The 26,313-nt window shown below is 41.2% G+C and carries 24 protein-coding genes; 20 read left to right on the top strand and 4 right to left on the bottom strand.

Features of this window, described 5'->3' with window-relative positions; translation table 11 throughout:
- Positions 1 to 22 precede the first annotated feature (22 nt).
- Both V7161_RS26465 and V7161_RS26460 read right to left on the bottom strand, forming a co-directional pair.
- On the bottom strand, positions 23 to 1,603 hold the full coding sequence (locus V7161_RS26465; protein ID WP_335715791.1) for a HAMP domain-containing sensor histidine kinase: 1,581 nt from the start codon (positions 1,601 to 1,603) through the stop codon (positions 23 to 25).
- A complete protein-coding gene (locus V7161_RS26460) occupies positions 1,593 to 2,309 on the bottom strand; it encodes a response regulator transcription factor (RefSeq protein ID WP_335715790.1) in 717 nt (238 codons plus the stop codon). Before V7161_RS26460 ends, V7161_RS26465 begins: the two co-directional genes overlap by 11 nt.
- A gap of 325 nt (positions 2,310 to 2,634) precedes the next feature.
- Here V7161_RS26460 and V7161_RS26455 point away from each other — a divergent pair, with 325 nt between their 5' ends.
- From V7161_RS26455 to V7161_RS26425, 7 genes are all read left to right on the top strand, one after another.
- Entirely contained in the window at positions 2,635 to 3,807 is a 1,173-nt protein-coding gene (locus V7161_RS26455) for an MGDG synthase family glycosyltransferase (RefSeq protein ID WP_335715789.1), read from the top strand.
- An 11-nt stretch (positions 3,808 to 3,818) separates the two neighbouring features.
- Positions 3,819 to 4,487, top strand: coding sequence for a TVP38/TMEM64 family protein (locus V7161_RS26450; RefSeq protein ID WP_335715788.1), 669 nt, complete (start codon positions 3,819 to 3,821; stop codon positions 4,485 to 4,487).
- Positions 4,488 to 4,502: 15 nt separating this feature from the next.
- Entirely contained in the window at positions 4,503 to 5,192 is a 690-nt protein-coding gene (locus tag V7161_RS26445; protein ID WP_335715787.1) for a polysaccharide deacetylase family protein, read from the top strand.
- 20 nt (positions 5,193 to 5,212) lie between these two features.
- Positions 5,213 to 6,004: a COG4705 family protein gene (locus V7161_RS26440; RefSeq protein ID WP_335715803.1), complete on the top strand. Its 792-nt coding sequence runs from the start codon at positions 5,213 to 5,215 to the stop codon at positions 6,002 to 6,004.
- Positions 6,005 to 6,167: 163 nt separating this feature from the next.
- On the top strand, positions 6,168 to 6,449 hold the full coding sequence (locus tag V7161_RS26435; RefSeq protein ID WP_335715786.1) for a hypothetical protein: 282 nt from the start codon (positions 6,168 to 6,170) through the stop codon (positions 6,447 to 6,449).
- Positions 6,450 to 6,547: 98 nt separating this feature from the next.
- On the top strand, positions 6,548 to 6,691 hold the full coding sequence (locus V7161_RS26430; RefSeq protein WP_335715785.1) for a hypothetical protein: 144 nt from the start codon (positions 6,548 to 6,550) through the stop codon (positions 6,689 to 6,691).
- Between the two features lie 108 nt (positions 6,692 to 6,799).
- Positions 6,800 to 7,261: a hypothetical protein gene (locus tag V7161_RS26425; protein WP_335715784.1), complete on the top strand. Its 462-nt coding sequence runs from the start codon at positions 6,800 to 6,802 to the stop codon at positions 7,259 to 7,261.
- Between the two features lie 32 nt (positions 7,262 to 7,293).
- Here V7161_RS26425 and V7161_RS26420 read toward each other — a convergent pair whose 3' ends face one another.
- Together V7161_RS26420 and V7161_RS26415 are read right to left on the bottom strand one after the other, a co-directional pair.
- The gene (locus V7161_RS26420) at positions 7,294 to 8,169 is read right to left on the bottom strand and encodes a C40 family peptidase (protein ID WP_420491672.1); all 876 of its coding nucleotides are present in this window, start codon (positions 8,167 to 8,169) and stop codon (positions 7,294 to 7,296) included.
- Between the two features lie 636 nt (positions 8,170 to 8,805).
- A complete protein-coding gene (locus V7161_RS26415; protein ID WP_335715782.1) occupies positions 8,806 to 10,176 on the bottom strand; it encodes a sigma-54 interaction domain-containing protein in 1,371 nt (456 codons plus the stop codon).
- A 319-nt stretch (positions 10,177 to 10,495) separates the two neighbouring features.
- On the opposite strand from V7161_RS26415, the gene V7161_RS26410 reads away from it, so the two are divergent.
- The 13 genes from V7161_RS26410 to V7161_RS26350 all read left to right on the top strand — a co-directional run bounded on the left by V7161_RS26410 (position 10,496) and on the right by V7161_RS26350 (position 26,052).
- Positions 10,496 to 11,545: an aromatic ring-hydroxylating oxygenase subunit alpha gene (locus V7161_RS26410; RefSeq protein ID WP_335715781.1), complete on the top strand. Its 1,050-nt coding sequence runs from the start codon at positions 10,496 to 10,498 to the stop codon at positions 11,543 to 11,545.
- Positions 11,546 to 11,590: 45 nt separating this feature from the next.
- Positions 11,591 to 13,264, top strand: a complete 1,674-nt coding sequence (locus V7161_RS26405; protein ID WP_335715780.1) for a thiamine pyrophosphate-binding protein — start codon at positions 11,591 to 11,593, stop codon at positions 13,262 to 13,264.
- A gap of 80 nt (positions 13,265 to 13,344) precedes the next feature.
- Positions 13,345 to 14,793, top strand: coding sequence for an aldehyde dehydrogenase family protein (locus V7161_RS26400; RefSeq protein WP_335715802.1), 1,449 nt, complete (start codon positions 13,345 to 13,347; stop codon positions 14,791 to 14,793).
- Between the two features lie 40 nt (positions 14,794 to 14,833).
- Positions 14,834 to 16,009: a Glu/Leu/Phe/Val family dehydrogenase gene (locus tag V7161_RS26395; RefSeq protein ID WP_335715779.1), complete on the top strand. Its 1,176-nt coding sequence runs from the start codon at positions 14,834 to 14,836 to the stop codon at positions 16,007 to 16,009.
- A gap of 36 nt (positions 16,010 to 16,045) precedes the next feature.
- On the top strand, positions 16,046 to 17,470 hold the full coding sequence (locus V7161_RS26390) for an amino acid permease (protein WP_335715778.1): 1,425 nt from the start codon (positions 16,046 to 16,048) through the stop codon (positions 17,468 to 17,470).
- A gap of 100 nt (positions 17,471 to 17,570) precedes the next feature.
- Positions 17,571 to 17,756 carry a DUF3311 domain-containing protein gene (locus V7161_RS26385; protein ID WP_335715777.1) on the top strand — a complete coding sequence of 62 codons (186 nt, stop codon included), beginning with the start codon at positions 17,571 to 17,573 and terminating at the stop codon, positions 17,754 to 17,756.
- 2 nt (positions 17,757 to 17,758) lie between these two features.
- Complete coding sequence (locus V7161_RS26380) at positions 17,759 to 19,240, top strand: sodium:solute symporter family protein (protein WP_335715776.1); 1,482 nt, start codon at positions 17,759 to 17,761, stop codon at positions 19,238 to 19,240.
- 49 nt (positions 19,241 to 19,289) lie between these two features.
- On the top strand, positions 19,290 to 20,732 hold the full coding sequence (locus tag V7161_RS26375) for an aldehyde dehydrogenase family protein (RefSeq protein WP_335715775.1): 1,443 nt from the start codon (positions 19,290 to 19,292) through the stop codon (positions 20,730 to 20,732).
- Between the two features lie 35 nt (positions 20,733 to 20,767).
- The gene (gene lhgO, locus V7161_RS26370) at positions 20,768 to 21,982 is read left to right on the top strand and encodes an L-2-hydroxyglutarate oxidase (RefSeq protein ID WP_335715774.1); all 1,215 of its coding nucleotides are present in this window, start codon (positions 20,768 to 20,770) and stop codon (positions 21,980 to 21,982) included.
- A 27-nt stretch (positions 21,983 to 22,009) separates the two neighbouring features.
- Positions 22,010 to 22,345 carry a DUF3870 domain-containing protein gene (locus V7161_RS26365; RefSeq protein ID WP_335715773.1) on the top strand — a complete coding sequence of 112 codons (336 nt, stop codon included), beginning with the start codon at positions 22,010 to 22,012 and terminating at the stop codon, positions 22,343 to 22,345.
- Between the two features lie 318 nt (positions 22,346 to 22,663).
- Positions 22,664 to 23,602: a glutarate dioxygenase GlaH gene (gene glaH, locus V7161_RS26360; protein WP_335715772.1), complete on the top strand. Its 939-nt coding sequence runs from the start codon at positions 22,664 to 22,666 to the stop codon at positions 23,600 to 23,602.
- 395 nt (positions 23,603 to 23,997) lie between these two features.
- Positions 23,998 to 24,339 carry a DUF805 domain-containing protein gene (locus V7161_RS26355; RefSeq protein ID WP_335715771.1) on the top strand — a complete coding sequence of 114 codons (342 nt, stop codon included), beginning with the start codon at positions 23,998 to 24,000 and terminating at the stop codon, positions 24,337 to 24,339.
- Positions 24,340 to 24,615: 276 nt separating this feature from the next.
- The gene (locus tag V7161_RS26350; protein WP_335715770.1) at positions 24,616 to 26,052 is read left to right on the top strand and encodes a PLP-dependent aminotransferase family protein; all 1,437 of its coding nucleotides are present in this window, start codon (positions 24,616 to 24,618) and stop codon (positions 26,050 to 26,052) included.
- The last annotated feature ends 261 nt before the right edge of the window (positions 26,053 to 26,313 follow it).

Here is a 26,313-nt window from a genome sequence, read left to right as displayed (position 1 = left end):
TAACCATGGGGCCTGTTGTTTTTTAATCATGTATTGGCAGTGTAATCGATAGTGAAATAATATGATTTTTGTAACTGACATCAATGGTTCCATGATGCAATTCAATGATACTTTTGGTGATGGCTAATCCTAATCCTGCCCCGGATTTGTTAGAGGAACGTGAAGGATCGACTCGATAAAAACGGTCAAATAATCTAGCAACCTCTTCTTCAGAGAGGGTTTGACACGGATTGGATACCGAAAGTTGAACTGCATGTTTGTTATGAATTAAGCTGACATGAATGTCACCAGGCGGGGTACTATACTTGATGGCGTTGGTAAGCACATTTTCCAAGGCCCGAACCATTTGATTCGGATCGACCGCCAGCATGATTTGTTCCTTTGGCAGATCGGTCATAAAGCTGACATGGTTATCTTTTGCGATAGGATCCAGTTCATCTAGGAGCTGTCTTAGCATTTGGTTTAGACTGACTTTTTCTTTTTTAAGCTGAACACCTTCATAAGTCAAACGGGTAAAATCAAATAAATCCTCAATTAATTTTTTTAGTTGCTCTGATTTTCCGTAGGCAATATCCACATATTCATCTAATTGCGTTTTGTTTTTGAACTGATGATCCTTCACCAGCCTTAAATAGCCCATGATAGAAGTTAAGGGTGTGCGTAAATCATGGGAAACATTGGTGATAAGCTCATCCTTTAATTTTTCCGTTTGCCTTTGCCTTTCAATCATTTCGTTTAATTCAAAAGCCATGTAATTAATATTGGCGGCCAGAGAACCAAGCTCATCACTGCTTTTTTCCCTAATTCTATAATGTAAATTTCCCTTCGCTATTTCCATAAGCCCTAAAGCGAGCTCCTCAATTTCTTTCATTTTTCGTTTGGTTATCAGATAAAAACAAAGAATAAACGTAACAAGTCCAAGAAGATAGGGAGTAACACCGGTTTCTTCCTCATAATAAGCAGTGGATTTAGGAATACCGTTTACAATAATATAGTTCTTACTTCCATCAAGGGTTATTGGATAAAGCCTTGTAACCGTAGAATTCTCATCATGTTCCTTACCAATGAAAGTCTTGTTCGCATTTTTCATCTCAAGTGGAAGGTCTACTTGTGTATCACTCACACCATTTGATTTATATAATATCTTCCCATCCAAATCGGTAATGACTGCGTTGAGGTTGTTTTGTTGTTTAGGCGTATTGATTAAGTAATCGATTAATTCCTCTTTGGTCAAATGATAGGACGAAGTGTTTCCGTTTGGAACAGATAGCCAATCACCGCTCCCAGTGCGGTTGAGAAACTTATTTTTAAAATCAGGGTTCTCGTCTCCCATTTCAATGACAAGCCCGTTAATATCTTGATTCATTTGCTTAAATTGTCTAACCAATTCTCGTGCACTTTCGTCGATTGTGACAATTCCTTCTGTAAAATCAAATCGCTTATCTTTACTAACAAAGAAGGGGCTTGAAGCAAATCCGACAAGCACGGAAACGAGAATACAAAATGCAAAGGCTAAAATCACCTGAATGCGAATGCTTGTCTTCACTAGATGGACCGGCTTTTTAAAATAGCTGCCAGCCGGAAGCCGTTTCTCATTGTTCAATTTTATAGCCGACCCCCCAAACGGTTTTTATATACCGAGGGTTCCGCGGGCTATTCTCAAGTTTCTCGCGCAAGTTACGGATATGAACCATGACCGTGTTTTCTGATTCATAAAAGGGTTCATTCCATACCCGTTCATAGATTTTTTCCGTGCTGAACACAACACCTGGGTTCCGCGCCAAAAGTTCTAAAATGGCAAACTCCCGCGGTGTTAGCTTTATATCTTTCCCTTCAACGATGACCTCATGCGTTGAAATGTTGATGAACAGCTCATCGATTGTAATGACATCCATCTGTTCGACAGGATGCTGCTGCGGTGCCTGATCCGTTTGATTTAAACGGAGATACCGACGGAGCTGTGACTTGATTCTGGCCACTAATTCCAAAGGCTGAAACGGTTTGGTTACATAATCATCCGCCCCGGTGGTTAACCCCATGATCTTATCCATATCCTGCGATTTCGCAGACAGCATAATAATAGGAACATTTCTGTTTTCCCTGATTTTTAAACAGGCTTGAATGCCATCCAAGCGCGGCATCATAATGTCTAAAACCACTAAATGAACCGTATTTTCCTCCAGGTATTGTAATCCCTCTATTCCGTCTGCTGCTTTCAGTACGTTATATCCCTCATTAGTAAGATAAATCCCGATTAAATCACGAATTTCCTTTTCATCATCAATGATTAGAATGGTTTCTTGTGACATCTAAACCTCTCCTTTCTAATGCCTAAAGTTTACTCTACTCCTCTTAAGAAAAAACAATAGAATTTCTGAAGTTTTTCTGAAGTTCTCCCTTTAGTATTAAGAAAATCTTAAGATGGAATGGCATTTTTCCTTAAGAAGTTTTTTGTAACATACAGGAAGAGAGCGAATGGGCTTCGAAAGCTTTCTCATTAATTATGTTTATCAAATCGAAGGCCCCGCATGTTTATTTTCCCTGAATTTTTAATCGAGATGGCCCACTGGTTTATGTGGGCACCCGAAACACATAGAGAAACGTCATAGAAACAAATTAAAGGAGTGGAGATCGATGAAGGTAGTCAATAAAGAAAAAGTTTTAATTTTAACCGGTAATTATGGAGATGGTCATATTCAAGTAGCCAATGCCATGCATGAAGCGATCCAAATTCGATTTCCTGCCCTAGAACCGGTAATTTTCGATTTTATGGAGTGGGTCCATCCGTATTCAAATCAAGTAAGCCGTTTCCTTTATCTGCAAGGAGTGAAAAAATTTCCTCAAGTATATGGCTATATTTATCAAAAAACACGGAGAGCAAACAGGTTTTCAAAAATGATGAAGACGGTTTGGTCTACAGGGCTGGGACGAATGCAAAAATTGATTGAAGAGGTGCAGCCTTCGGTCGTCGTTAGTACGTTTCCATTAGCAGCCGCTGTAATGTCCAAGTTGAAATCCTATGGTTTAACCAATGTTCCGACCGTCACAACCATTACGGATCATACCGATCATAGCTGCTGGATTTATCCTTTTACCGATCAATATATCGTCGGCTCAAATGCCGTCCGTGATGCTCTGATGAACATGGGGGTAGAAGAGCATCGAATTGCCAATACAGGAATTCCGATCCGCCAGCAATTTTCTCAATCCTTTCAACGAGAGGATATTTGCGAGAAGTATGGGTTAGATCCCCAAATGCCAATTGTTTTAGTAATGGGAGGCGGCTGCGGCTTAATCGGGGATGGCAGTTCCACTATTAAAGGGTTTGAAGAATTACCAAACCCTGTCCAATTGATTATTGTGTGCGGCCATAATGAAAAACTGCGCATGCAATTGAAAGAAAAGCTAAAGGATTCCAAACATCGCATTCATCTCACCGGATATATAAATTATGTTCACGAGTTAATGGCCATTTCCGACCTGATGATTACAAAACCCGGAGGAGTCACTACATTTGAGGCGATTGCCATGGAATTGCCGATGCTCCTTTATAAACCAATTCCTGGTCAAGAAGAGGATAACGCCAAGTTTTTAGTCCGAACCGGGGTAGCGATTCAAGCCACAACCGATCGTGATTTAACCAATCAATTAGCCAAAATACTGAGCAATACAAATCTGCTTCAACAAATGAAAGAGAACTCAAAACAATTCCACCCCAAAGAATCAGCCTTCGCATCAGTGGAAGTAATGATGCAAGTGCCGATCATGGTGCCAGTCACGGCCCGTATCTTGTCGATGGGTCAATGAGAAGGTGAAAGATGGAGAATGTTATGTACGAGTCATACAAGTTTAAAAAGTCACCGGCAGCTCGCTCACTATCGATTGGAAGTTTGCTGATTTTCTTATTTCTAACTGGACTTTACGTATATTTACTTCATACAGGTACGGCCAAAATATGGCTGGATTCCATTCGGCATTTAGGTGTGCTCGGGATTTTAGTAGGAATCATGATTCAAACAGTGGTCAATGTCATCCCTGCACCAGGCGAATTTGTCTCGCTATTTCTGATCGAAATATACGGTCCCGTTGCCGGTGGATTCTATTCCTGGATAGGCGGGATTCTCGGCGCAGTTCTGGCGTATCAACTATCCAAATGGATTGCTCGTCCGCTGATTGAACCATTGGCCAAACCCTATTTGGAAAAAATCGATCGCTGGCTCCAAAAACAAGGAGATATCGGACTTTTGATCATCCGCTTTGTCCCGTTAGTTCCGTATCATTTCATTAACTATGCAGCAGGTATCTTAGGAGCGAACAGAAAGGCCTTTATCTGGACGACGGCTTTAGGAATCCTGCCTTATACCATATCGGTAAGCAGCTTATTTGCAGGATTGCGTCATGGGAAATTCTTACCGTTTATGATTGGCGGTGCCCTTTTTATTGTGTCATCGATTTTAAGCATCATCCTTCGCAAAAAAATGGATTAGAGGGGAGTGCAGGAGATGGTTAAGATTATTATGATTGTGTTGGTATTGCTGGCATTGTACTGGCTGGTTCCCTATATCCTCACTGCCGGTTTCGGTATTGGGGCCTTAAAACGGAAAGCTTCTTCTGAAAAAATAGCCTTTACTTTTGATGACGGTCCAAATCCAATCTATACGCCGCAGCTATTGGATTTGTTAAAAATAAATAAGATAAAAGCAACCTTTTTTGTAGTGGGTTCTAAAGCGGAAAAATACCCAGAGTTAATCACAAGAATGCATAACGAGGGACATCTAATCGGCATGCATAACTACGTCCACAAATCCAATTGGGTTCTGGCTCCATGGACGCTTCGAAGACATTTAAGCAAAACTGCGTCGATTATTGAGAGAATCACAGGAGAACGCCCAATCTACTATCGTCCTCCATGGGGCTTATTAACGTTATTGGATTTTCTTTTAATGAAAAAGTACAAGATCATCCACTGGTCGGTAATGGCAGAGGATTGGCGCAGTAAAGGCGGCAGTGAAAAAGTGAAAAACAGACTGTTGCAGAATATTAAAAAAGGGGATGTCATCCTTCTGCATGATTGTGGAGAAACCCCTGGGGCGGATGAAGATGCTCCGATGAATACCATCCATGCATTAAAGGACGTCTTTAAAGAACTAGAAGGCCGGGGGATGTCTTGTGTAAGGATGGATGAATGGTAGATTATTATTTAGAAGAGGAGATGGGTTCTTTGGCTGAAAACTTGATTCAAACAAACAGACAAAACATGTTAAGCAAGGTTCCTCAAGTTACCATATTCTTTTGGATTATTAAGATTATGGCGACAACAGTTGGGGAAACGGCTGCTGACTTTTTAAATGATAACTTAAATTTCGGGCTTACGAACACCACCATTTTCATGAGCGTTCTCTTAATCATAGCCCTGTGCTTCCAGTTTAGGACAAAAAGGTACGTACCAAGCATTTACTGGCTTGCTGTAGTTTTAATAAGTGTTGTTGGAACACTGGGTTCGGATAATCTTGCTGATAATTTAGGGGTGCCGTTAAATATCACAACCGCAATCTTTTTTGTATTAATGGCCTTCTCTTTTTTGACATGGTATATAAGTGAAAGAACATTGTCCATCCATTCAATCTATACTGCTAAAAGAGAAGCATTTTATTGGTTGGCCATTCTGTTTACCTTTGCACTGGGAACAGCAGCTGGTGACTGGATTTCTGAAGGCCTCAACCTGGGTTATTTAAATTCTGCACTCATGTTTGCTGCCGTAATTGGAATTGTAACCATTGCTCACTATCTTTTCAAATTGAATTCGGTCCTCGCATTCTGGATCGCCTACATTTTAACCCGTCCTTTTGGGGCATCCGTGGGTGACTATCTATCGCAATCACGTCATAATGGCGGCCTTGGTTTAGGGACAACAGGAACAAGCATTATCTTCCTTGTGGTGATTCTATGTTTGGTTATTTATCTGACTAAAACAAAAAGAGACCAGAGCCCGCTTGCTACCTAAGAATACTCGGACTATTCGGTGGTTTCGGTATTTGATCCGTCATTCCGATTAGTCAATTTTATTAAACGCCAAGCTCTCATGGGGGCTTGGCATTTTTTCTTAATCTGCGGAGATACTATTTGTCCCAATAATTTCATATGTAATACTTGAAGGAGGTATTACTATGAAAAAATTATTAATCTCCAATATGTTGTTAATGGTCAGCTTCCTATATGTAGTATTTCGAGTGACTGACAGAACATTATATCTTCAGAAAATCTCCGTTATGGCTGAAAATCCGGTTAGCATTCATTGGAATTCCATCGCTATTGATACTGGATTTATCCAAGATAAATTTGGTCATTCCATGCCCGGCTCTATTTACTTCATCTGGATGACTCCCATTTATATATTTGTTTTTGTGGCAATAATTCTTACCTTATTAGCGTTCAAAAAGAAAAAGTAAAACTAAACGGCTTTTTTGATTTTTATGAGCAACTCATCCAATCCCTTTCGATATATCAGCATAGTATGTAATATTACTATAAATAAGAAGGGACTATTATGAAGTTTACAAAAAGCTTTATAAAAATAGGGATTGGTTCGAATCTTGTGGTTTTTCTGGCAATGATGCTTTTACCTGCTTTCCTTGTTTCAGACCAGCTAGATGTTTTGGAGAGAGTTATTTCCTATATTTCAGAAAAATAAAGCTGCCTATAATGGGCAACTTTTTATTTTTATAAGGATTATTTTGGCATTTTTGGATAGGATAACAAAAGCATAGCGAATAAACAGTTGGTTGGGGTGAAATCGCTTATGGCAACAAAGAGGCACAAAATATTTAATCTATTGTTCATTCTGATTCCATGGTTATCGTTGTTATTTATCGGAAAACGCAGTATAAGACGTTATTCGTTTGCCGGCGTTTTTATCGTTTTATTTGAGATCCTCAATCATATGTATGGCCACAAGCGGCATTGGTGGAGGTTTTACGAAAAACGAAAATCCTTCCTCAGGGACGAGCTTCCTTTCACCATTGGACCATATATGCCGTTGTCTATGTGGATACTTAAATATTCATACGGAAACTTTAAAAAGTTTGTGCTGCTTAACGTGATTTCTGATGGACTCTTTGCTTTTCTTTTCGTTAATATTTTAAAAAAAATGAAAATCGCCAGGCTAAATCGGTTAAATCATATTCAGTTTTTTATTTACCTGCATTATAAAGCCTATTTACTCTATGGAGTGCAGTATTTGTTTGAAAAATTCAAACGATAAAAAACACTTGGAATTTCCAAGTGCTTTTCCTGTTAGTAAAACCTCTTAAATCCATCAAAATGCTGTTTCCAATATGTATTGCCTAAATTACTAATGGCAACGCCATTGTCGCTTGCGTGGATAAATTGGTTGTCGCCAAGGTAGATTCCCATATGCGAGATTCCTGGCTTATATGTATTTTCGAAAAAGACGAGATCGCCTGGTTTTGGCTGGGTTACATAGTAAGCACGGCTGTAGTATCCATCAGCGGAATAACGGCCGATTTTTATGCCTGCCTGGTTCGCCACATAATAGATGAATCCGCTGCAGTCAAATCCGGAAAGAGAGCTGCCTCCCCATACATAAGGCGTACCAATCAAACTTTTCGCAGTCGAAATCATCTTTGCCGCATAATCGCTTGGCTGTTGTGTTGTGGTACTAGGCTGCTGGCCCGATACCTTCAGCTTTTGCCCGACATAAATCCTGTCGGAGGTTAACCCATTTAGCGACTTCAAATTCTGAACTGTCATGTTAAACTGCCCGGCAATTTTTCCAAGCGTATCACCACTTATGACAGTATACTCGGATACTGTTGATGGAGCAGGTGTCGTTGGTGCTGGTGTGGCTGGCTTCGTTGCCGGTGGTGTCGTTGTGGACGTTTGCGCCCCTGTGACCTTTAGTTTTTGCCCGATATAAATCATGTCAGATTTCAAGTTATTCAATGTTTTTAACTGTGCAACCGTCATGCCGAATTGCACACCAATTTTACTCAAGCTATCGCCACTCTTAACGGTATATTCGCTAGTTGTGGTGGTGGACGGCTGCGGCACTGGTGCCGGTGCTGGTGTGGCTGGCTTCGGTGCCTCTGTTGTTTGGTTCGGAGCCGAAACCTTCAGGACTTGTCCAACATAAATGATATTGCTATCCAAGTTGTTCCATTGCTTCAGGTCACCGACCGTAACGTTATAGCGGTTGGCGATTTTAATGAGAGCGTCGCCTTTGACTACGGTGTAAGTGGTCGTCTGTGGTGCCTGGGGCTCAGCGGAAATGATGAGAGTTTGATTTTCATAGATATTATCGGATTTCAGGCTGTTCAGAGTCTTGATATCTTGAACACTCGTATTATATTTCGAGGCAATTTTTGATAAGGTGTCACCTTTTTGAACTTTGTATGTATCGGCGAGGGCGGATCCAGCAAAAAGCGTCGAAAAAAGCGCTGCTGTCGACAGCGTGCGAACAATCGTTTTCTTCATCTTGTAAAAATCACCTCTATCTCTCTTTTTTCTTAATATTTTACCATAGTTTGCTAGTATTTCGGGAAAAATTTGTTAAAAAGTGGCGCTAAGGATGGGTTTTTGCGAAAATAATAGGGTTATTTGCGGAATTTTAGTTCAATTCGGAGGAATTCTGGTCCAGATTCGCGGAATACTAACCAAATCTGCGGCATGTTTTAAATTTATCGGTCACGGTCACCTTTCGGAGATAAATAGAGAGAAGCCCTCAGGATGTGAAGAGCTTCTTAAAATTGGTTACCAGCAGGCTTTCTGTCACATGGTTAAATTAGTTCAATCGACAGGCAACCCCTGACAATACTCTCTAATCAATTTGGCCGCATACGTTTGGCTGATTTGCAAATCCTTGGCTACACGCCTAGAGCTTTTATTCAGCTTATAAGATTTACGAACCATCTCTTTTTTTGCCAATTCAATCGCTTCATGAAGGGAAGCGGGGGCACTGTTTTCCATTTGCTTAAGTCCTTGGTTATAAATGCCTTCGGGCAGGTCATCAATACCGATGACCTCATCGCTTACAATAACAAGCTTTTCGATCAGGTTTTCTAATTGCCTTATGTTTCCGGGCCAAGGATAATGGGTAAGCCATTCAAGGCAATCTTTAGAAATAAATTTGTTCATTTCATGGATTCGATTAAATTTGTATATGAATTTATAGATGAGCGGGACGATATCTTCCTGCCTTTCGCGAAGCGGAGGCATTTTAATATCAACGACGTTCAGCCTATAATATAAATCTTCTCTAAACATTTTATTTTCTACCATTGTGTTTAAATCTTTATTGGTTGCGGCAATGATGCGGATATCCACTTTCTTTTCTTTATTCCCGCCAATAGGAATGAACTTTTTCTCCTGAATGACTTGCAGTATTTTAACCTGAAGAGGCAAAGGCATGTCCCCTATTTCATCAAGAAACAGTGTACCCCCATCAACACTTTCAAGTATCCCTTTTTTTCCGGAACGGCTTGCATTGGTGAAAGATCCCGGAGTATAGCCAAAGAGCTCGGATTCTATTAAATCAGCAGGGATAGCAGCACAATTGACGGTTAGAAAGGGTCCGTTCTTTCTGCTGCCGTTTTCGTGAATATATTGGGCCAAAATGCTTTTACCTGTTCCGGACTCACCAAGAATCAATAAAGTAGAGTGTGCGGCCGCCACCTTCTTGGCAAATTTCAGTACATCTTTCATCTTTTCATTATTTGTCATGATGCTGCCGAATGGATCATCCATTTCTTTTCTGTGATTTGAATCCTTTTCTCTTACCTTCAGCATGTTGTAGCTCTGCAGTTCCCTTGCGGTTGTTACAATCAATTCTACTTCCTTATTATCATTTAAAATAGGGACGGCGGAAGTAAGCAGCTCTGCACCGAGGATTGTGGTTTGTTTCATTAAAATCGGCTCTTTTTTTTCCAATATATCAGGGAAAATAGAAGGATACCAATAGCCTTCGTTCACTAATTCCAAGCTTACTTTTCCTAAAACGTTTTCCTTATTTAAACCATAATGCTTCTTACAGGCATCATTTACATAAATAATTTTCTTATCCTTATTCAGTACAAAAATTTCATCAGAGGAATAATCCAAAATTTTAATAAGCGTTTCCAAATTTAAATCTAAATCGGTTGAAATATTGGATAATGTCATGATTGGCCTCCCGAAAACATCATGTGAGTGTGATCGAACTCAACCTGAGCACAATTGTGTTCAGAAAAGATTTATAACCCTTGTAAGTGTGATTTTTATCACTTCACACCCTATAATAGTCTAAATATTTTGAACTGTAAATGAGTGTGGCAAGATGCTTATATTGGAAGCTTTGAACGCAAATAAACTCAATTTCAATTTTTAAAATCCTCTAATACGCAGTAATGATGAACAAAGTCAGTTGGCATGGAATTTGCAATATATATTTTATGAAAACCACATCTTAAGGGATTTGAATGTTAGAAGGGGGAATGGCAAAATGAAAGAGTTACAAACCAATTATGCCTTGGAGCACACGATTCCGTACGATCATTATGTGAGTCCGCAAATATTTGAAGAGGAAAAGAAGAAAATCTTCCAATCTAGCTGGATCTTTGCAGGACATCTGAGCCAAGTGGAGAAGGCAGGGGATTTCTTCACTTTTGATATAGCCGATCAGCCGATAATCATTAGCAAGGATAAAAACAATGAATTAAATGCCTTTTACAACATTTGTCCACATAGAGGGACGATAGTGGAAAAAAGTGAGTGCGGAAATAAAAAGGTTTTTACGTGTACGTATCACGGCTGGACCTTCCATTTAAACGGAAATTTGAATAAAGCGCCAAACTTTACTTCGAATGAATTAGGAAACCATAGCTGTATGACGAAAGTGAAACTTGAAGTATTTCAGTCTATGATCTTTATCAATTTGAATCCGGATGCAAGACCAATGGCAGAAACCTATGGGGATTTCATGGCCAGTTTGGAAAAATACACATTCCTAGATTCATTGAAAAAGATTCGTGTCACACAAAGAGTCATAGATGCTAACTGGAAAGCGGTTGTTGATAACTATTTGGAGTGCGACCACTGCAAGATTGCACACCCTGAGTTTTCAAAAACCTTTGACATGAAAAATTACCATATCGATTTACATGACAATTTCTCGTGTCAATATTCAGAATTAACTAACAAATCAAAAGAAGATCAAGGAGATCACGCCAATTTTTATTGGGTGTGGCCAAACTTGATGGTGAGCATCTATCCTGGAAAAGAGGGAAATATGACGACAAGCCAAATTTTACCGCTGGCCGCGGATAAAACGCTGGCTATCTATAGCTACTACTTTAAATCAGACGAAATTAGTAAAGAGCAGGAAGAGCTGATTCGTTTCGTGGATCAGGTAAGAGAAGAGGATTTCGACCTTGTGGAGTTATTGCAGAAGGGTTTCCACACGAATGCCTTCAAGTATGGGGTTTATTCTCCGACTGAGTATGCAATGAAATATTTCCACGATCTTTATGAAAACGCCATCAATGGCCAGTGAAGATAAGCTTCTAAGAAATATGATTAGATATGGGAGGACACTACAATGAACTATCAAACAGAATTCACGGTTGCAGATGCAATTGTAAAAGAGCTTGTACTAGCAGAGGTGGAAGTAGTATACGGGATTGTCAGTATTCACAATTTGCCGATTTATGATGCGATGCTGCGTGAAGGAAGCATCCGTATGGTCACTGCCCGCGGTGAAAGTGGAGCAGTCAACATGGCCGATGCCTATGCACGTGCTACAGGGAAATTGGGCGTTGTTTTAACAAGTACTGGTGCTGGAGCAGGGAACGGCGCAGGGGCATTGACGGAAACATGGAACTCAGGAACGCCATTATTGCACATTACCGGGGAGGCTGATTCCAATTATATTGGAACAGATCAACGTTATATTCACGAAGCCAAGGATCAGCTGAAAATGATGGACGGTGCAAACAAATCCGCCCATTTGTTGAAGCGGCCAAAGCAAATCACACCGTTTATTAGGAAAGCGATCAATGAGGCGTTGACTGTTCCTACAGGTCCGGTAACGATTTCCATTCCAACGAATTTTCAGGCGCAGATCATTCCAAATAATCAATTGATTGAAGTGGAAACCGTTCAAGATCCAAAAGTGAAAATCAACATTCCGGCTGATATTGGGGAAAAAATCTCTTCAGCAAAAAGACCAGTCATCTGGGCAGGACATGGAGTGATTGCTTCAGGGGCGTCAGAGGAACTCCAAACGTTAGTAGATAACATACAGCCTGCTGTCATTACAAGCGAGTCCGGTAAAGGAGCCATTCCTGAAAATCATCCGCTTTGCATCGGCAACTTTGCGGCCACATCACAAGTAAAGGAACTACTGGAAAAGTCGGATCTTCTTATTAGTATTGGGGTCCGGTTCCGTGGCGGGGAAACATATAACTGGACACTTCCGATACCTGAAAATCATATCAATATCGATTTGAATCCAAATGCATTTAACCGCAACTTTGATACATTGTACACATTGGTTGGAGATGCCAAGGCAGTTTTACAAGAGATCAACGGTATTTTGGCAAATAAGGAGATCCAGCCTGATCCTGCTTATGTGGATGAAGTGAATTCTGCCCGTCAAGGTGTTCGTGATGACCTCCGCAGTCAAATTGGGCCATATGGTGAAGTGGCTGATATCATGCGTGAACTGCTGCCCGAGAATACGGTTTTGGTGACGGACGTGACCATCCCTGGATACACTTGGGGGAATAAATTGTTTGATATTTACGAACCAAGGAATTATCTCTACATGACCGGTGGTGGAATTGGACAAGGCTTGCCAATGGCAATTGGCGCCCAAATCGGTCAGCCGGATAAGAAGGTCGTTCTGATTGCCGGTGACGGTGGATTTATGGTGAACTCTAGTGAGATGATCACCGCGATTCAGGAAGATGCGCCAATCATTATCCTATTATTCGATGATGGCGGTTACGGAATCTTAAGATACTACCAAGAAGCAGCATATGGCAGACGCACATCCGTTGACTTAAAAAACCCGGATTTCGTCATGATGGCAAAATCAATGGGCTTTGAAGCTGAGAAAGTACGCTCGGTCCAAGAATTTAAAGAAGGATTAGCAAATGCAGTCAAAAGCAATAAACCTTATATGGTTGTAGTAGATGTAGAGGCAGTAGGAGTTTTGGAATACAAGGATTCAGATGAATATATTGCATCATTCCGTCCAAAACACGGATAATTTCCTAACTTCAGCCATTGTTAGACCATAAGCCTACTGATAGGGGGAACAAAGCTTTGGTAATAGAATTGAAACATTATATGAACGGGAATTGGGTTGAATCTAGTAATCCGGAAAAAATGGAAATTATTAATCCTGCCACACAGGAAGTCATTGCCAGGGCTCCGCTAGGAACAAAAGAAGAAACGAACGAAGCTATTAAAATAGCAAAGCAAACATTTGAAAGCGCTGTATGGTCTGGTCAATCACCAAAGGAGCGGGCGGCCGTTTTACTTCAAATTGCTGATAAATTGCAGGAAAACATAGATGTGTTAACGGATCTGGAAGTACAGAATAACGGAAAGACGAGAAGAGAAGCACAGTCAGATGTAGAGGAAGCCGCTTCTACATTCCGTTATTATGCAGGTCTGCTTACGATGCCTAATGGCCAATCATATGAAGCTTCCGGGGATATACAGACATTAATCGTGAAGGAACCAATGGGTGTTGCCGGATTGATTGTTCCATGGAATTTTCCTTTATTGATGAGTGTTTGGAAGATTGCACCGGCACTAGCGGCGGGTAATAGCATTCTTCTAAAGCCGGCGGAAATTACTCCGATGACAGCGGTAAAATTGTTTGAGCTTATGGATGAGACCGATTTGCCAAAAGGGGCAGCGAATCTCATTATGGGAGTCGGATCAGTTGTGGGTCAGACGATTGCCGAAAGTAATGATGTAGATATTGTTTCCTTTACTGGAAGTACAGAGGTCGGCCGTCGGATCATGCAGGCGGCATCAGGTAATTTGAAAAAAGTGTCCCTTGAGTTAGGAGGGAAATCTCCGAACATTATCTTTGATGATGCGGATTTGGAAACAGCCGTTGATTATGCCCTATTTGGCATTTTTCTGGGCTCAGGGCAAGTTTGTTCTTCGGGGAGCCGTCTTCTTGTCCAAGAGGGAATCTACGATACCTTTGTCGAGAAATTTGTAGAAAAGGCAAAAGCGATTAGGGTTGGTCCCGGAAATGATGAACATTCCCAAATGGGTGCCATTGTCGGCGAAAAGCATTTTAAAAGTATACTAGACTACATTCGGATTGGGAAAGAAGAAGGAGCGAACCTTGTTCTTGGCGGTAATCGAATAGAGAAAGATGGGCTGGATAGGGGATTTTTCATCGAACCTACTGTCTTTACGCATGTAACAAGCGATATGCGGATTGTCAGAGAAGAAATCTTTGGTCCCGTTGTGGCCATTCAGAAATTCAAAGGTGAAGAAGAAGCTGTCAGGATCGCCAATGACACAGACTTTGGACTTGCAGGGGCGGTTTTCTCTACAGATCATAACAAGGCAATAAGAGTTATCAAAAAGGTCCGTGCCGGTATTACATGGGTGAACGCTTACCATCTCACGAATATTCAAGCGCCGTGGGGAGGCTACAAACAAAGCGGCATCGGCAGAAGCCTTAGTACGTACGGATTGGACGAATATCAGGAAACGAAACAGATTAACATTCATTTGGAGCCAAAGCCAATAGGCTGGTTTGAATAGGGACTTACCGTGAAGGGATAAATCGTTGGGAGGGATTGGATTGACTAAACCATATTTAGTTGTCGAGTGGAATGATACGGAAACGGATGCACAGGGGTGGCTTGTAGTTCATAATTTCGTGAAGGGATATACAGGCGGCGGCACGAGAATGCATCCGACCGTAACCAAAGAAGAGGTAGAGAGATTAGCCCAGGCAATGGCTTATAAGTACGTAGCTAGTGACAGCGGAACGACCGGTGGATGTAAAGCGGGTATTAAGTATGATTACAAAGCTCCAGATGCCTATGCCGTTTTAAGAAGATTTTTAATTGCCATGATGCCTTATATCGATAGCGGCGTATCTTTAGGAAGTGATCTTGGTACGAAATATGAAGATGTCCTCCAAATCTTTAACGAATTCGGCATCGATATCCCTCTAACAAAATCAATGAAACAAGATCCTGCGATTCTTCAAGGGATAAAGGATTTTGATGGACTGATGAAAACAAGAATGGATGGCTTGCTTTTAAATGATGCTGTTACAGGATATGGTGTTGCCTTTTCGGCAGATGAAGCTTGGAAGTTTAAAAATGGCAAGGACGGAGCGAAGGTTGTCATCCAAGGCTTCGGCTGTGTAGGAGCAAGCTGCGCCTTAAAACTATCTCAATTAGGTTATAAAATCGTCGGAATTTCAGATGCCAACCTGTTAGTCACCTGTGAAGAAGGGTTGGATATTCAAACCCTTATTGACCATAAGAATGTATATGGCGAGATGGATACCAATTATTTTGAACCGAACTATACAGTAAGGCCAAACACCGACTGGCTGGATGTAGATTGTGATATTCTCATCCCGTGTGCGTTAGAGGATGTTATTAACCAATCTAATGCAGATACAGTAAAAGCCAGCTTGATTGTGGAAGCAGCTAATATCCCAATCTCTTCTGAAGGAGATGAAATCATCAAACAAAGAGGAATTGACATCGTCAATGATTTTGTTGCGAACCTAGGGGCGATCAGATTTTATGACGCTGTGATTTTTGGACTGGTCAAACCAGACCCGCAGGCTGTAATGGATGATATTGAAAAGCTATGCCGAAAAAATACGATTCAACTATTTTCAGAAGCGAAGAAACAAAACAGATATCAGCGAGATGTTGCGTATGAAATCTTTAAGCCAGAAGTCAGTGATTTATTAGAGTTTGCTGATCCGTCTGAAAAAGCAGCAGTCAGATAAGCTTTATATGGATAGAGAAAATAAAGGGGGAATTGGATGAAACCAGAACAGGGAAGTCAACCAAAAGAATTAAAACGTTCGATGAAAAGCAGACATTTATTTATGCTTTCTATAGGTGGAGTCATTGGTACTGGTCTTTTCCTAGGGTCCGGGTATGCGATTGGTCAGGCTGGACCTATGGGGGCGATCACGGCCTATTTATTCGGCGGTTTACTTATGTACATGGTCATGGTTTGTCTTGGAGAGCTATCGGTAGTGATGCCAGTCTCCGGTTCATTTCAGGCCCATGCAGAGCGCTTTATCGGCCCTGCTTCTGGGTTTATGATCGGCTGGACTTACTGGTTAAGCTGGGCTATTTATGTAGGTTTAGAATTTATAGCGGCCGGTTTGCTCATGGCCAGATGGTTTCCTGATGTACCAGTATGGGTGTGGTGCGCCGTTTTCACCCTGATTTTATTCGGAATAAACGCTTTGACAACAAGAAGCTTTGCTGAGATGGAATATTGGTTCTCTGCCATAAAAATATTGGCCGTACTCTTTTTTATCGTGGTTGGAGGGGCCGCAATATTCGGATTGGTTTCGATCAAAGGGCAATCTGCTCCATTCCTTTCAAACTTTATTGGTGATGGATTATTTCCAAAGGGATTCATCGGTATATTTATATCAATCATGACAGTCGTCTATTCTTTTATGGGTTCGGAAATCATGGGGGTTGCAGCAGGGGAGACAGAGGAGCCCGAAAAGAGTATCCCAAAAGCAATCCGGAGTATCATTGTCCGCATTTTACTTTTCTATGTGCTGGCAACTTTTGTTTTATCAGCCATTGTTCCATGGAAAAAAGCAGGTGTACTTGAAAGCCCGTTTGTAACAGTATTCGATATGATTGGTATTCCTTATGCGGCGGATATAATGAACTTCGTTATTTTAACGGCTATTCTTTCCGTTGGGAACACAGGTTTATTTGCCTGTACGAGAATTCTTTTTTCCCTATCCCAAAGCGGGCAAGCCCCTCGTGTGTTCGGAAAGATAAACAAACGCGGTGTGCCCATGAATGCCTTGCTTGTTACACTCGTCTTTGCCCTACTATCTTTGCTTACTAGTGTCATAGCAGAGGAAACTCTATTTGTGGTGCTGCTGGCTATCAGCGGGGTTGGAGGAGTCGTTACATGGATGGCGATCGCTCTTGCACAGTATAAATTCCGTAAACAATATATTGCGGATGGAGGAAGCTTGAAGGATTTAAAATTTAAAGTACCTTTCTTTCCTCTCCTTCCAATTTTGTGCCTCATCATGTGCGCAGGGATCGTTGTGTTTACCGCATTCGATGCAGCCCAGCGGACTTCACTGTATATAGGATTTGGCTTTGTTGCCGCTTGTTATGTTTTTTACTATTTTAAATTTACTAGAAAGAAAAGCGATGCAACGGTCTTTTCAAATGAACAGCCTGATAAGGTAGTGTAATAGACTTTTAATTGTCAGAAGGTTCAAACAACGGCTATCCAAATAAATCATATCGTTTAAATGTATGACATTTATGTATTTTAAACTAGGATGGTGAAATATGAAGAAGATTTTTCTATTAACTACAATACCAGCCTTGGGTTCACTTGTTGTCATCAATCGGGTGGAACCTTATATATTTGGATTGCCATTTGTGCTTTTTTGGGCTATATGCTGGGTGGGTCTGACGTCTTTGTTCTTGATCGTTGCTGCTAAGTTCGATCCAGCCAATAGGGAGGAAGAATAACGATGAACGCAGCCCTTCTAGTTATCCTCTTTTTCCTGGTTCTTTGTATTTGGTTAGGTTTGCAAGCCCGTAAAGGGAAAGAAATGAATATGGAGCAGTGGTCTGTCGGGGGACGGGGTTTTGGAAGTCTATTGATGTTCTTTTTATTAGCGGGTGAGATGTTTACGACTTATACCTTCCTAGGAGCAAGTGGTGGTGCTTATCGATCTGGTATGCCTCCCGCCCTATACGCTTTCAATTGCTTCTATTTTGTAATCGCTTACTGGATGCTTCCGCCTATTTGGAAATATGCCAAGGAAAATAAAGTCTTATCCCAATCAGATTTTTACCAAAAAAAGTATAACAGTCAGGCACTTGGTATTCTCGTAGCGATCATAAGTGTTGTTGCCGTTATCCCTTACTTAGTGATGCAGTTAAAAGGATTAGGAATTATTGTATCGGAAGCGTCCTATGGTTCTATTTCTCCTCAGATGGCAATCGTCGCAGCGGTTATTGCTGTTACCATTTATGTAACGGTATCTGGGATGCACGGGGCCGCATGGACAGCGATTATTAAAGATATTTTGATCTTGGGTGTTGTGGTCTTTATGGGTTTTTATTTTCCTTTTCATTATTACGGCGGCATACAGCCGATGTTTGAAGCAATCCATACAGCTAAAAAGGAATTTCTGATATTCCCTGAACAGGGATTGAGTATTTCATGGTTTGTTTCGGCAACGATTATGACAGCACTGGCTTTTTATATGTTTCCACATATGATGGCGGGAATATTTTCTGCAAAAAGCGGAAAATCGCTCCGGATAAATGCAGGGGTTATGCCTATTTATCAAATTATCATTGTATTTTCTTTGCTTATCGGTTTTTCCGCTGTTATTCAAGTCCCAGATTTAAAAGGTCCAGATACAGATCTAGCCTTATTTAAAATGGCTAAATTATCTTTTGACCCTTGGTTTGTTGGTTTAATTGGGGCAGCTGGAGCAATGGCCGCCCTTATCCCAAGTTCATTGGTATTAACGGCAACTTCAACGATTCTTTCTAAAAATATCTATAAAGTATGGAAACCAAATACAACAGATCAACAGTTGGCCAAGCTGACGAAAATGCTAGTGCCGATCATAGCGCTTGTGACACTTTTCTTTACATTTAATGGCGGGGACTCCATTCTTACGCTGTATCTTATGTCTTATAGCTTTATGGTTCAGTTATTTCCTGCTTTATTTTTTAGTCTTTGGAAAAAGAATCCCGTTACCGTTCAGGGGGCCTTTGCTGGAATGATTGTTGGTAGTATTCTCGTAATCTATTCAACGATTGCCGAAACGTCACTCGCAACGTTATTCCCGTCTTGGCCAAATGTCATTAAGGATTTGGATATCGGATTAGCCGTATTGCTGATCAACATTGCTGTAACGCTAGGTGTAAGTGTGGTGACAAGGAAAACCGCTGCTAGTGTGAATGATGATGCTGATATTAGTAATCCTGCATAAAGGAAAAGGTGAAAAAGAGAATAATAGATGATTTTAGGAGGATTTATGGATGCGTCATTTAAATTACATTAACGGACAATGGAAAGAGCCGTCTACAAAGGAATATAAAGAAAACCTAAGTCCACATAACAGCGAAAGCTTAGGGGAATTCCCATCCAGTGCCGCAGCTGATGTACACGACGCGGCAGCCGCTGCAAAAAATGCCTTTCCAGCTTGGAAAAAACTCTCCATTCAACAAAGGGCAGCTTATTTACAAAAGGCTGCGGCTTTTTTGAAAGAAAACATAGAGGAAATAGGACGCGATCTCATTAAGGAAGAGGGAAAAGCATTTTCGGAAGGGATGGGGGAGGCTAATCGCGCCGTAAGCATCCTCGAATATTTTGCAGCTGAAGCACGGCAGCCGCTTGGAGACGTCATACCGTCCGCTAATGAGAAAACATTTTTGTATACGACTCGTACACCCTTAGGTCCTGTTGGATTAATTACACCATGGAATTTTCCTATTGCCATCCCTGTATGGAAGATGGCACCGGCACTTATCTATGGAAATACAGTGGTGATAAAGCCTGCAGATTTAACGCCGAAATCTGTCTATTACGTCATGAAAGCTTTTGATGAAGCAGGTCTGCCAGCAGGTGTCCTTAATTGTGTTTTTGGAAGAGGCTCTGTTATTGGGAATGAATTGGTGAAACATCCAGATATAAAAGCGATTTCTTTCACCGGTTCGAACCAAGTAGGACAGCAGATTCAAAAGCAGGCTGTAGAACACGGGAAAAAGGTACAGATGGAAATGGGAGGGAAGAATCCGCTTGTTATTTTAAATGATGCCGATCTTGATAGAGCAGTTGAAATAGCTGTAGGCGGAGCCTTTAAATCTACCGGCCAAAAATGTACAGCAACTAGTCGTGTGATTGTCCAAGAAGGGATCTACGAGTCATTTCGCGACCTGCTTGTAAAGCGGACGAAGGAATTAACCATTGGCAATCCGCTTCATGAGGGAACAGTTATCGGGCCCGCCGTATCAAAAGCACAGCTTGATGGTGTGCTCGAAATGATCGAGGCAGGGAAATCAGAAGCAACACTGCTTTGTGGTGGAGGGATTCCGGAAGAGGAAGAATTAAAAAATGGTTTTTATGTAAAACCAACAATCTTTGAAAATGTGCCTCGTGACGCGCGAATTGCCCGTGAAGAAATTTTTGGTCCAGTTCTTGCCTTATTTAAAGTCAAAGATTACGAAGAAGCAGTGGAGATGGCAAATGAGACGGAATATGGTCTTAGCGCAGCCATCTGCACCAACAACCTGACATTGGCCCGCCGCTTTGTTGAAGACGCCGAAGTAGGACTTGTACATGTTAACTCGGAAACTTCGGGAGCAGAACCACAAATGCCTTTTGGCGGAGTTAAAAATTCCAGTTCCGGCAGCCGCGAGCAGGGAAAAGCGGCTATTGAGTTTTATACAGAAGTGAAGACTGTTTATATGGATCCAATGTAATTCTTACTATTAATCGGAAAGGGGTCCTATTGAAAATGTATGATTTTGCAATAGTTGGCGGAGGAATTGTGGGTTTATCAACAGGGATGGCCATTTATCAGCGTTTTCCCAATGCAAAGGTAGTCGTCATTGAGAAGGAATCCAGTGTTGCGGAACATCAAACAGGCCATAATAGCGGTGTGATTCATTCAGGCATATATTATAAGCCTGGTAGTTTCAAAGCTCGGTTTGCCCGCCAAGGAAGTAAATCCATGACTGCATTCTGCCAAACACATGGAATAGACCATGATATTTGCGGAAAAGTAATCGTTGCAACGAAACAAGAAGAATTACCGCTTCTTGAAAATTTATATAAACGAGGGCTGGAAAATGAATTAGCCATTCATAGAATCGGTCCAGATGAATTAAAGGATATTGAACCACATGTTAATGGATTAGGCGCAATCCGTGTTCCGATGGCCGGCATCGTAAATTACAGACAAGTTAGTGAAAAGTTCGCCGAAATTATCCGAGAGAGTGGCGGAGAGATTCGTCTAAATACAAAAGTGGAGAAAATGCATGAGGAGTCGGATCAAGTAATCATTGAAACGAATCGCGGAACAGTAAAAGCGGGAATGGTCATTAACTGTGCTGGGCTTCACAGCGATCGTGTAGCGTTAGCAGCAGGATATAAAACAGATATGAAGATTTTGCCTTTTAGAGGCGAGTATTACAAATTAAAACCAGAAAAGCGCTATCTAGTAAAAAATTTAATTTATCCGGTGCCGAATCCAAAGTTCCCGTTTCTGGGGGTTCATTTTACCCGAATGATCAGCGGTGAAGTCGATGCAGGACCAAATGCTGTGCTTAGCTTTAAACGGGAAGGATACAGAAAGACAGATTTTAATGCAAAGGATTTAATAGAATCATTAAGCTTTCCTGGATTATGGAAAATGGCCGGGAAGTTTGCGAGGGAGGGGCTGGATGAATATATTCGCTCCTTCAGCAAGAAACAATTTACAAAGAGCCTTCAGGAACTGATTCCTGAAATCCAAGAAGATGATTTGATTCCTGCACCTGCAGGAGTCCGTGCTCAAGCATTGAGGAGCGATGGAAATATGGTGGATGACTTCCATATCATTCAAGGAAAACGAACGATCCATGTATGCAACGCGCCATCTCCTGCTGCAACGGCCTCCATCGAAATTGGAAAAGAAGTTGTGAATAGATTACCAGAACAAGCGAACTTAAAGGAAGCTACATTCGTTTAAATAATTCTTTCGAGAGGTAGACCCATTATGCTAAATGGAAAAACAATTTTTATTGCAGGCCACGCGCGTCTGCCACAAGGAATGGCAGCGAAAAGTGTCTTCGATACGTTAACGATTACGGCTGAAGTAGATATTAAGTATGGTGTGATATTAGAAGCGTCTTGTACGCTAGCAACCGAACATGGGCGCGACTTTATTGGCCGTTTATTAAGGGGCATTAGTTTAAAAGATGGAGTAGAAGATGCCATCGAAGAAATTGAAACCTACTACCGAGGCAAGGCGACGAATGCTATTGTTGCGGCGTTAAAGGATCTAGGCCTACATTTCCATCAAATAAAAACAGAAGAAATACAGAAGGTATAATAATTCTTATAAAATAACTAATTGACAATCTATTATATACAAATTATACTAATAATAGAAAATATTTCTAATACTTCCGCCTTCTGATATAACACCCTTTCAGAACCGTGGATAGATTATAAATACTTGGAAACAGGAAATATAAATACAATTAACTGCTAATTCATTGTGACTCTATTTACCATAGAGCTGTGAAGTGAATAAAGCCAGTTGTACATGGAGTCCCTGCTATTTAAGGGAACTTTGTGCAGCTGGCTTTTTATATTCCCTGGTTTCCATATTTTTACCTAATCTTACACAAAACTGGAGGAATGAAAAATGGCAATCGTAGTAAAGCAAAGAGGAAAATTTGAGACAAAAACAAAAATGTATGAAGTGAACGTTCATCCACAAACAGATCGTCTATACCACATTCAAGTTTCAAAAGAGGCAATTCAAGGATTTTTAGATGCCGTCAAAGCAGAAAGCTACTCTGTCCAGCATTTAGAATATACACCATATGCTCGTCTTATTGTCGCTTCCATGCTATTAGATCAAGTCGGTGAAGAATTCGGCGAGTTACTGCAAAACATTGTTCATGACCGTGAATCAGGCGGGTTTACGATTGGCTTGGATGGTGTTACGAAGGATACAGATGAATACGTTATTTTCTCCACTGCTATTTCTTATTTGTTAGGTTCATCAAATTTTGATTCGATGTCCGGTAAATATTACGCACGCTTTTCTGTCAAACATACCGATAACAGTGACTCCTATCTTCGTCAAGCCTATCGCTTATTCACTCTTCATACGGATGGGACCTTTGTAGATGAGCCAACCGATTGGCTGTTAATGATGAAAATGGTAGAGGAAAATGCCCGGGGTGGTGAATCCCGATTATTACACCTTGATGATTGGAAAGACCTTGATAAGTTTGTAACTCATCCATTAGCTAACCATAAGTTTACGTACAAAGCACCATCTAGTAAAAATGTAGATCAAGAAATCCAGCGCTTAACCTTCTTCAATTACAATAATAAGCCTGGTGCATGTTTCATCGACCAATTTGTTTGTCCTGAAACCATTGAAGAAGCTAAATACCTTCGTGACCTTTCACATTCATTGGAAACCGATGAGAGTGTTACAGAGCTCGAACTTCCAGTCGGGGATTTAGTTGTTGTTAACAATATCTTCTGGTTTCATGGACGTGCAGCCTTTGAAGTAAATCCTAACCTAAACCGCGAATTACTTCGTCAGCGCGGACGTTTTAATCAATAATTAATATCTCTTAAAGAGAACAAATTCATTTGGATTTGTTCTTTTTTTAGTTAGGCGTGGTGTATACACCTTGCGGAAATAATAGAGTAATCCGCGGAATTCCAGTTTAGATCGGCGGAATTCTGATCCAGATTCGCGGAATCAAATCAAAGTTTCGCGGATTTCCGGTCCAAGGTCGCGGAATTCTAACCAAACCTAAGGCTTGATAAAAACTTATCGGTCACTTTGAAAAAGCCAGGCGGCGAGCCTGGCTCAGGTAACTTGCCTTCGCCATCTTTAGACAATAACTCTCATAAAACAACAAAATTCCCTAACATAATATTCTTATAACCTGATATACTTAGTATTGTAATTATTAATATTTTTGAGAGAAATTTCCAAGGGGGTTAATTGGAATGGAATGGTTTTTGAAAGTAGTCAAGAATTATGCTGGCTTCGAAGGAAGAGCACGCCGTAAGGAATATTGGATGTTTATGCTTTTCTATTTCATCTTTGACATTATTCTTGCGGTTATAGAAAATGTCCTAGGCCTTAATAATGTTTTAACGGGACTCTATGGTTTGGCTTTATTGTTACCAACGCTAGCTGTTACAGCGCGCCGGCTTCATGATACCGGAAGAAGCGGATGGATGCAGTTGATTGGGCTCATTCCGTTAGTCGGCTGGATTATTATGCTTGTATTCTTGTGCCAAGACAGCCAGGGCGACAATCGTTTTGGTGAAAATCCTAAATATTAAGTTTATCGCAATAAACCGCCTATCCTTGATAAGGCGGTTTTTCTTTTTTGAGTGATTCGCCGATAAATGCTCCAAATTCGCCGATAAATTGGAAAATTCGCCGATAAATCCTCAGATTCGCCGATAAACCTGCTAAATTCGCCGATAAATCCGATAACTCCGCAAATAGAGGCTAACTTCAATCTAAAAAGTGACCTAGTTTACGTCTACACTGAATAATTAAATGAAAAAGTATACAATATTTATAAAAAGACCTAACTAAAGAGGATGTAGCAAATGGATTGGAAACCGGACCGAGAATCGAAAATACCCATTTATAAACAACTTGCTATGTATATTGAGAACGGGATTGCTGATGGGACATTTCCGCATGATAAGCCCTTGCCATCGGAAAGAGGTTTGGCGAAGGAGCTTGGTGTAAACAGAAGCACCGTCGTTGCGGCCTATGACGAACTGGAATCCAACGGACTCATCGATCGGAATCGAGGCAGCGGAACAACCGTCAGCAAAGATATTTGGGGGATGGCCAAAAAACGGATTCCTAGCTGGAACAGATATATTGAGGCTGGGTCGTTTCTGCCGAATGTGCCTGTCACGCAAAGAATCCATAAAGAAATGGCAGACCATAAACTCATCAATTTAGCGAGCGGGGAATTGTCTGAGGACCTGTTTCCGCTGACTTCTCTAAGAGAGATTACGGCCAACCGATCCTTTATCGGAACCTTGGGTTATGACCATCCGCAAGGGAATGCGATTCTCCGGCAGACCCTTACGAATCATGTAAAACAGTTTCGCGGCATCGAAACTCATCCATCTAAGATCTTAATGACATCGGGAGCACAGCAGGCCTTGCATCTGGTGGTTCAATGTTTGCTAAAACCAGGCGACGCAGTGGCGATTGAAAATCCTTCCTATCACTACAATCTGCCTGTATTTAAATCAGCGGGAATTAAAACCTATTATTTAAAAGGGGACAAGGACGGAATAAACCCAGATGACATTACCACTTTATATAAAAAGCATAGAATTAGAATGATTTTTTTGAATCCTATTTTTCAAAATCCCACAGGTACGCTCATGCCCGTCGAACGGAGAAAAAGGATCCTTGAATTATCCTCTGAATATGGGATTCCGGTCGTGGAAGACGATCCGTACAGCCTAACCTCTTTCAATGGAGAAAAAATCGAAACGCTCAAATCATTAGACCAGCATGGGAATGTTTTATATATAAGCTCCCTGACAAAAATAGTGGCGTCAGGATTGCGTATCGGCTGGATCATCGGACCAAAAGCGGTAATCGAAAGGCTGGCAGATGCCAAACACCAGGTCGACTTCGGACATGCCAGTTACTCTCAATGGATTGCCAATGATTTTTTAGAATCAAAGGAGTTTGAATCCCACATCAGGAATTTAGTGAAGCAGTTAGAAAGTCGAAGAGACCAAATGGTTGACAGCCTTCTCAGCTTTTTAAAAAATCAGGTCGAATTTCATATCCCAGAGGGCGGCATTCATTTGTGGTGCAAGATCAAAAAAGAGTTTAATGAAACCCAGTTGTTAGAGGAATCGATTAAAAGGGGAGTCATTTATGTTCCTGGAACAACCATGGGGACGGAAAAGGGATTCGCCCGGTTTACCTTTGCGAGGGAAAAAGAAGATTTGATAAATGAAGGAATTAAGAGGTTTGCGGATGCTCTAACGGTTGTTTCAACCTAATGTCTATATCTCCTCGAATTTCACAACTTGCCGAAATTAGGACATTCTCGAATTGTATGGTACACTTGTTTTACCATTTGATTTACTGTTTTTCAATGTTCCCTGCTCATTCGTGAGCGGGGTTTTTTTGTTTTTTATAAAGGCTGTGTTAAAGTTGTCTGTTGATTTGCGCTCCAGGCGCTTCGCTTTCCGCGGGCGTGCCGGGGAGCCTCCTCGGCGCTACAGCGCCTGCGGGGTCTCCCCTGCCCCGTACTCCCGCAG

The sequence above is a fragment of the Neobacillus drentensis genome, from assembly GCF_036965425.1.
GTDB classification, from domain to species: Bacteria; Bacillota; Bacilli; order Bacillales; family Cytobacillaceae; genus Neobacillus; species Neobacillus drentensis_F.
The sequence above is the reverse complement of the archived record's forward strand: the minus strand, read 5'-3'. Positions and strand labels throughout refer to the sequence as shown.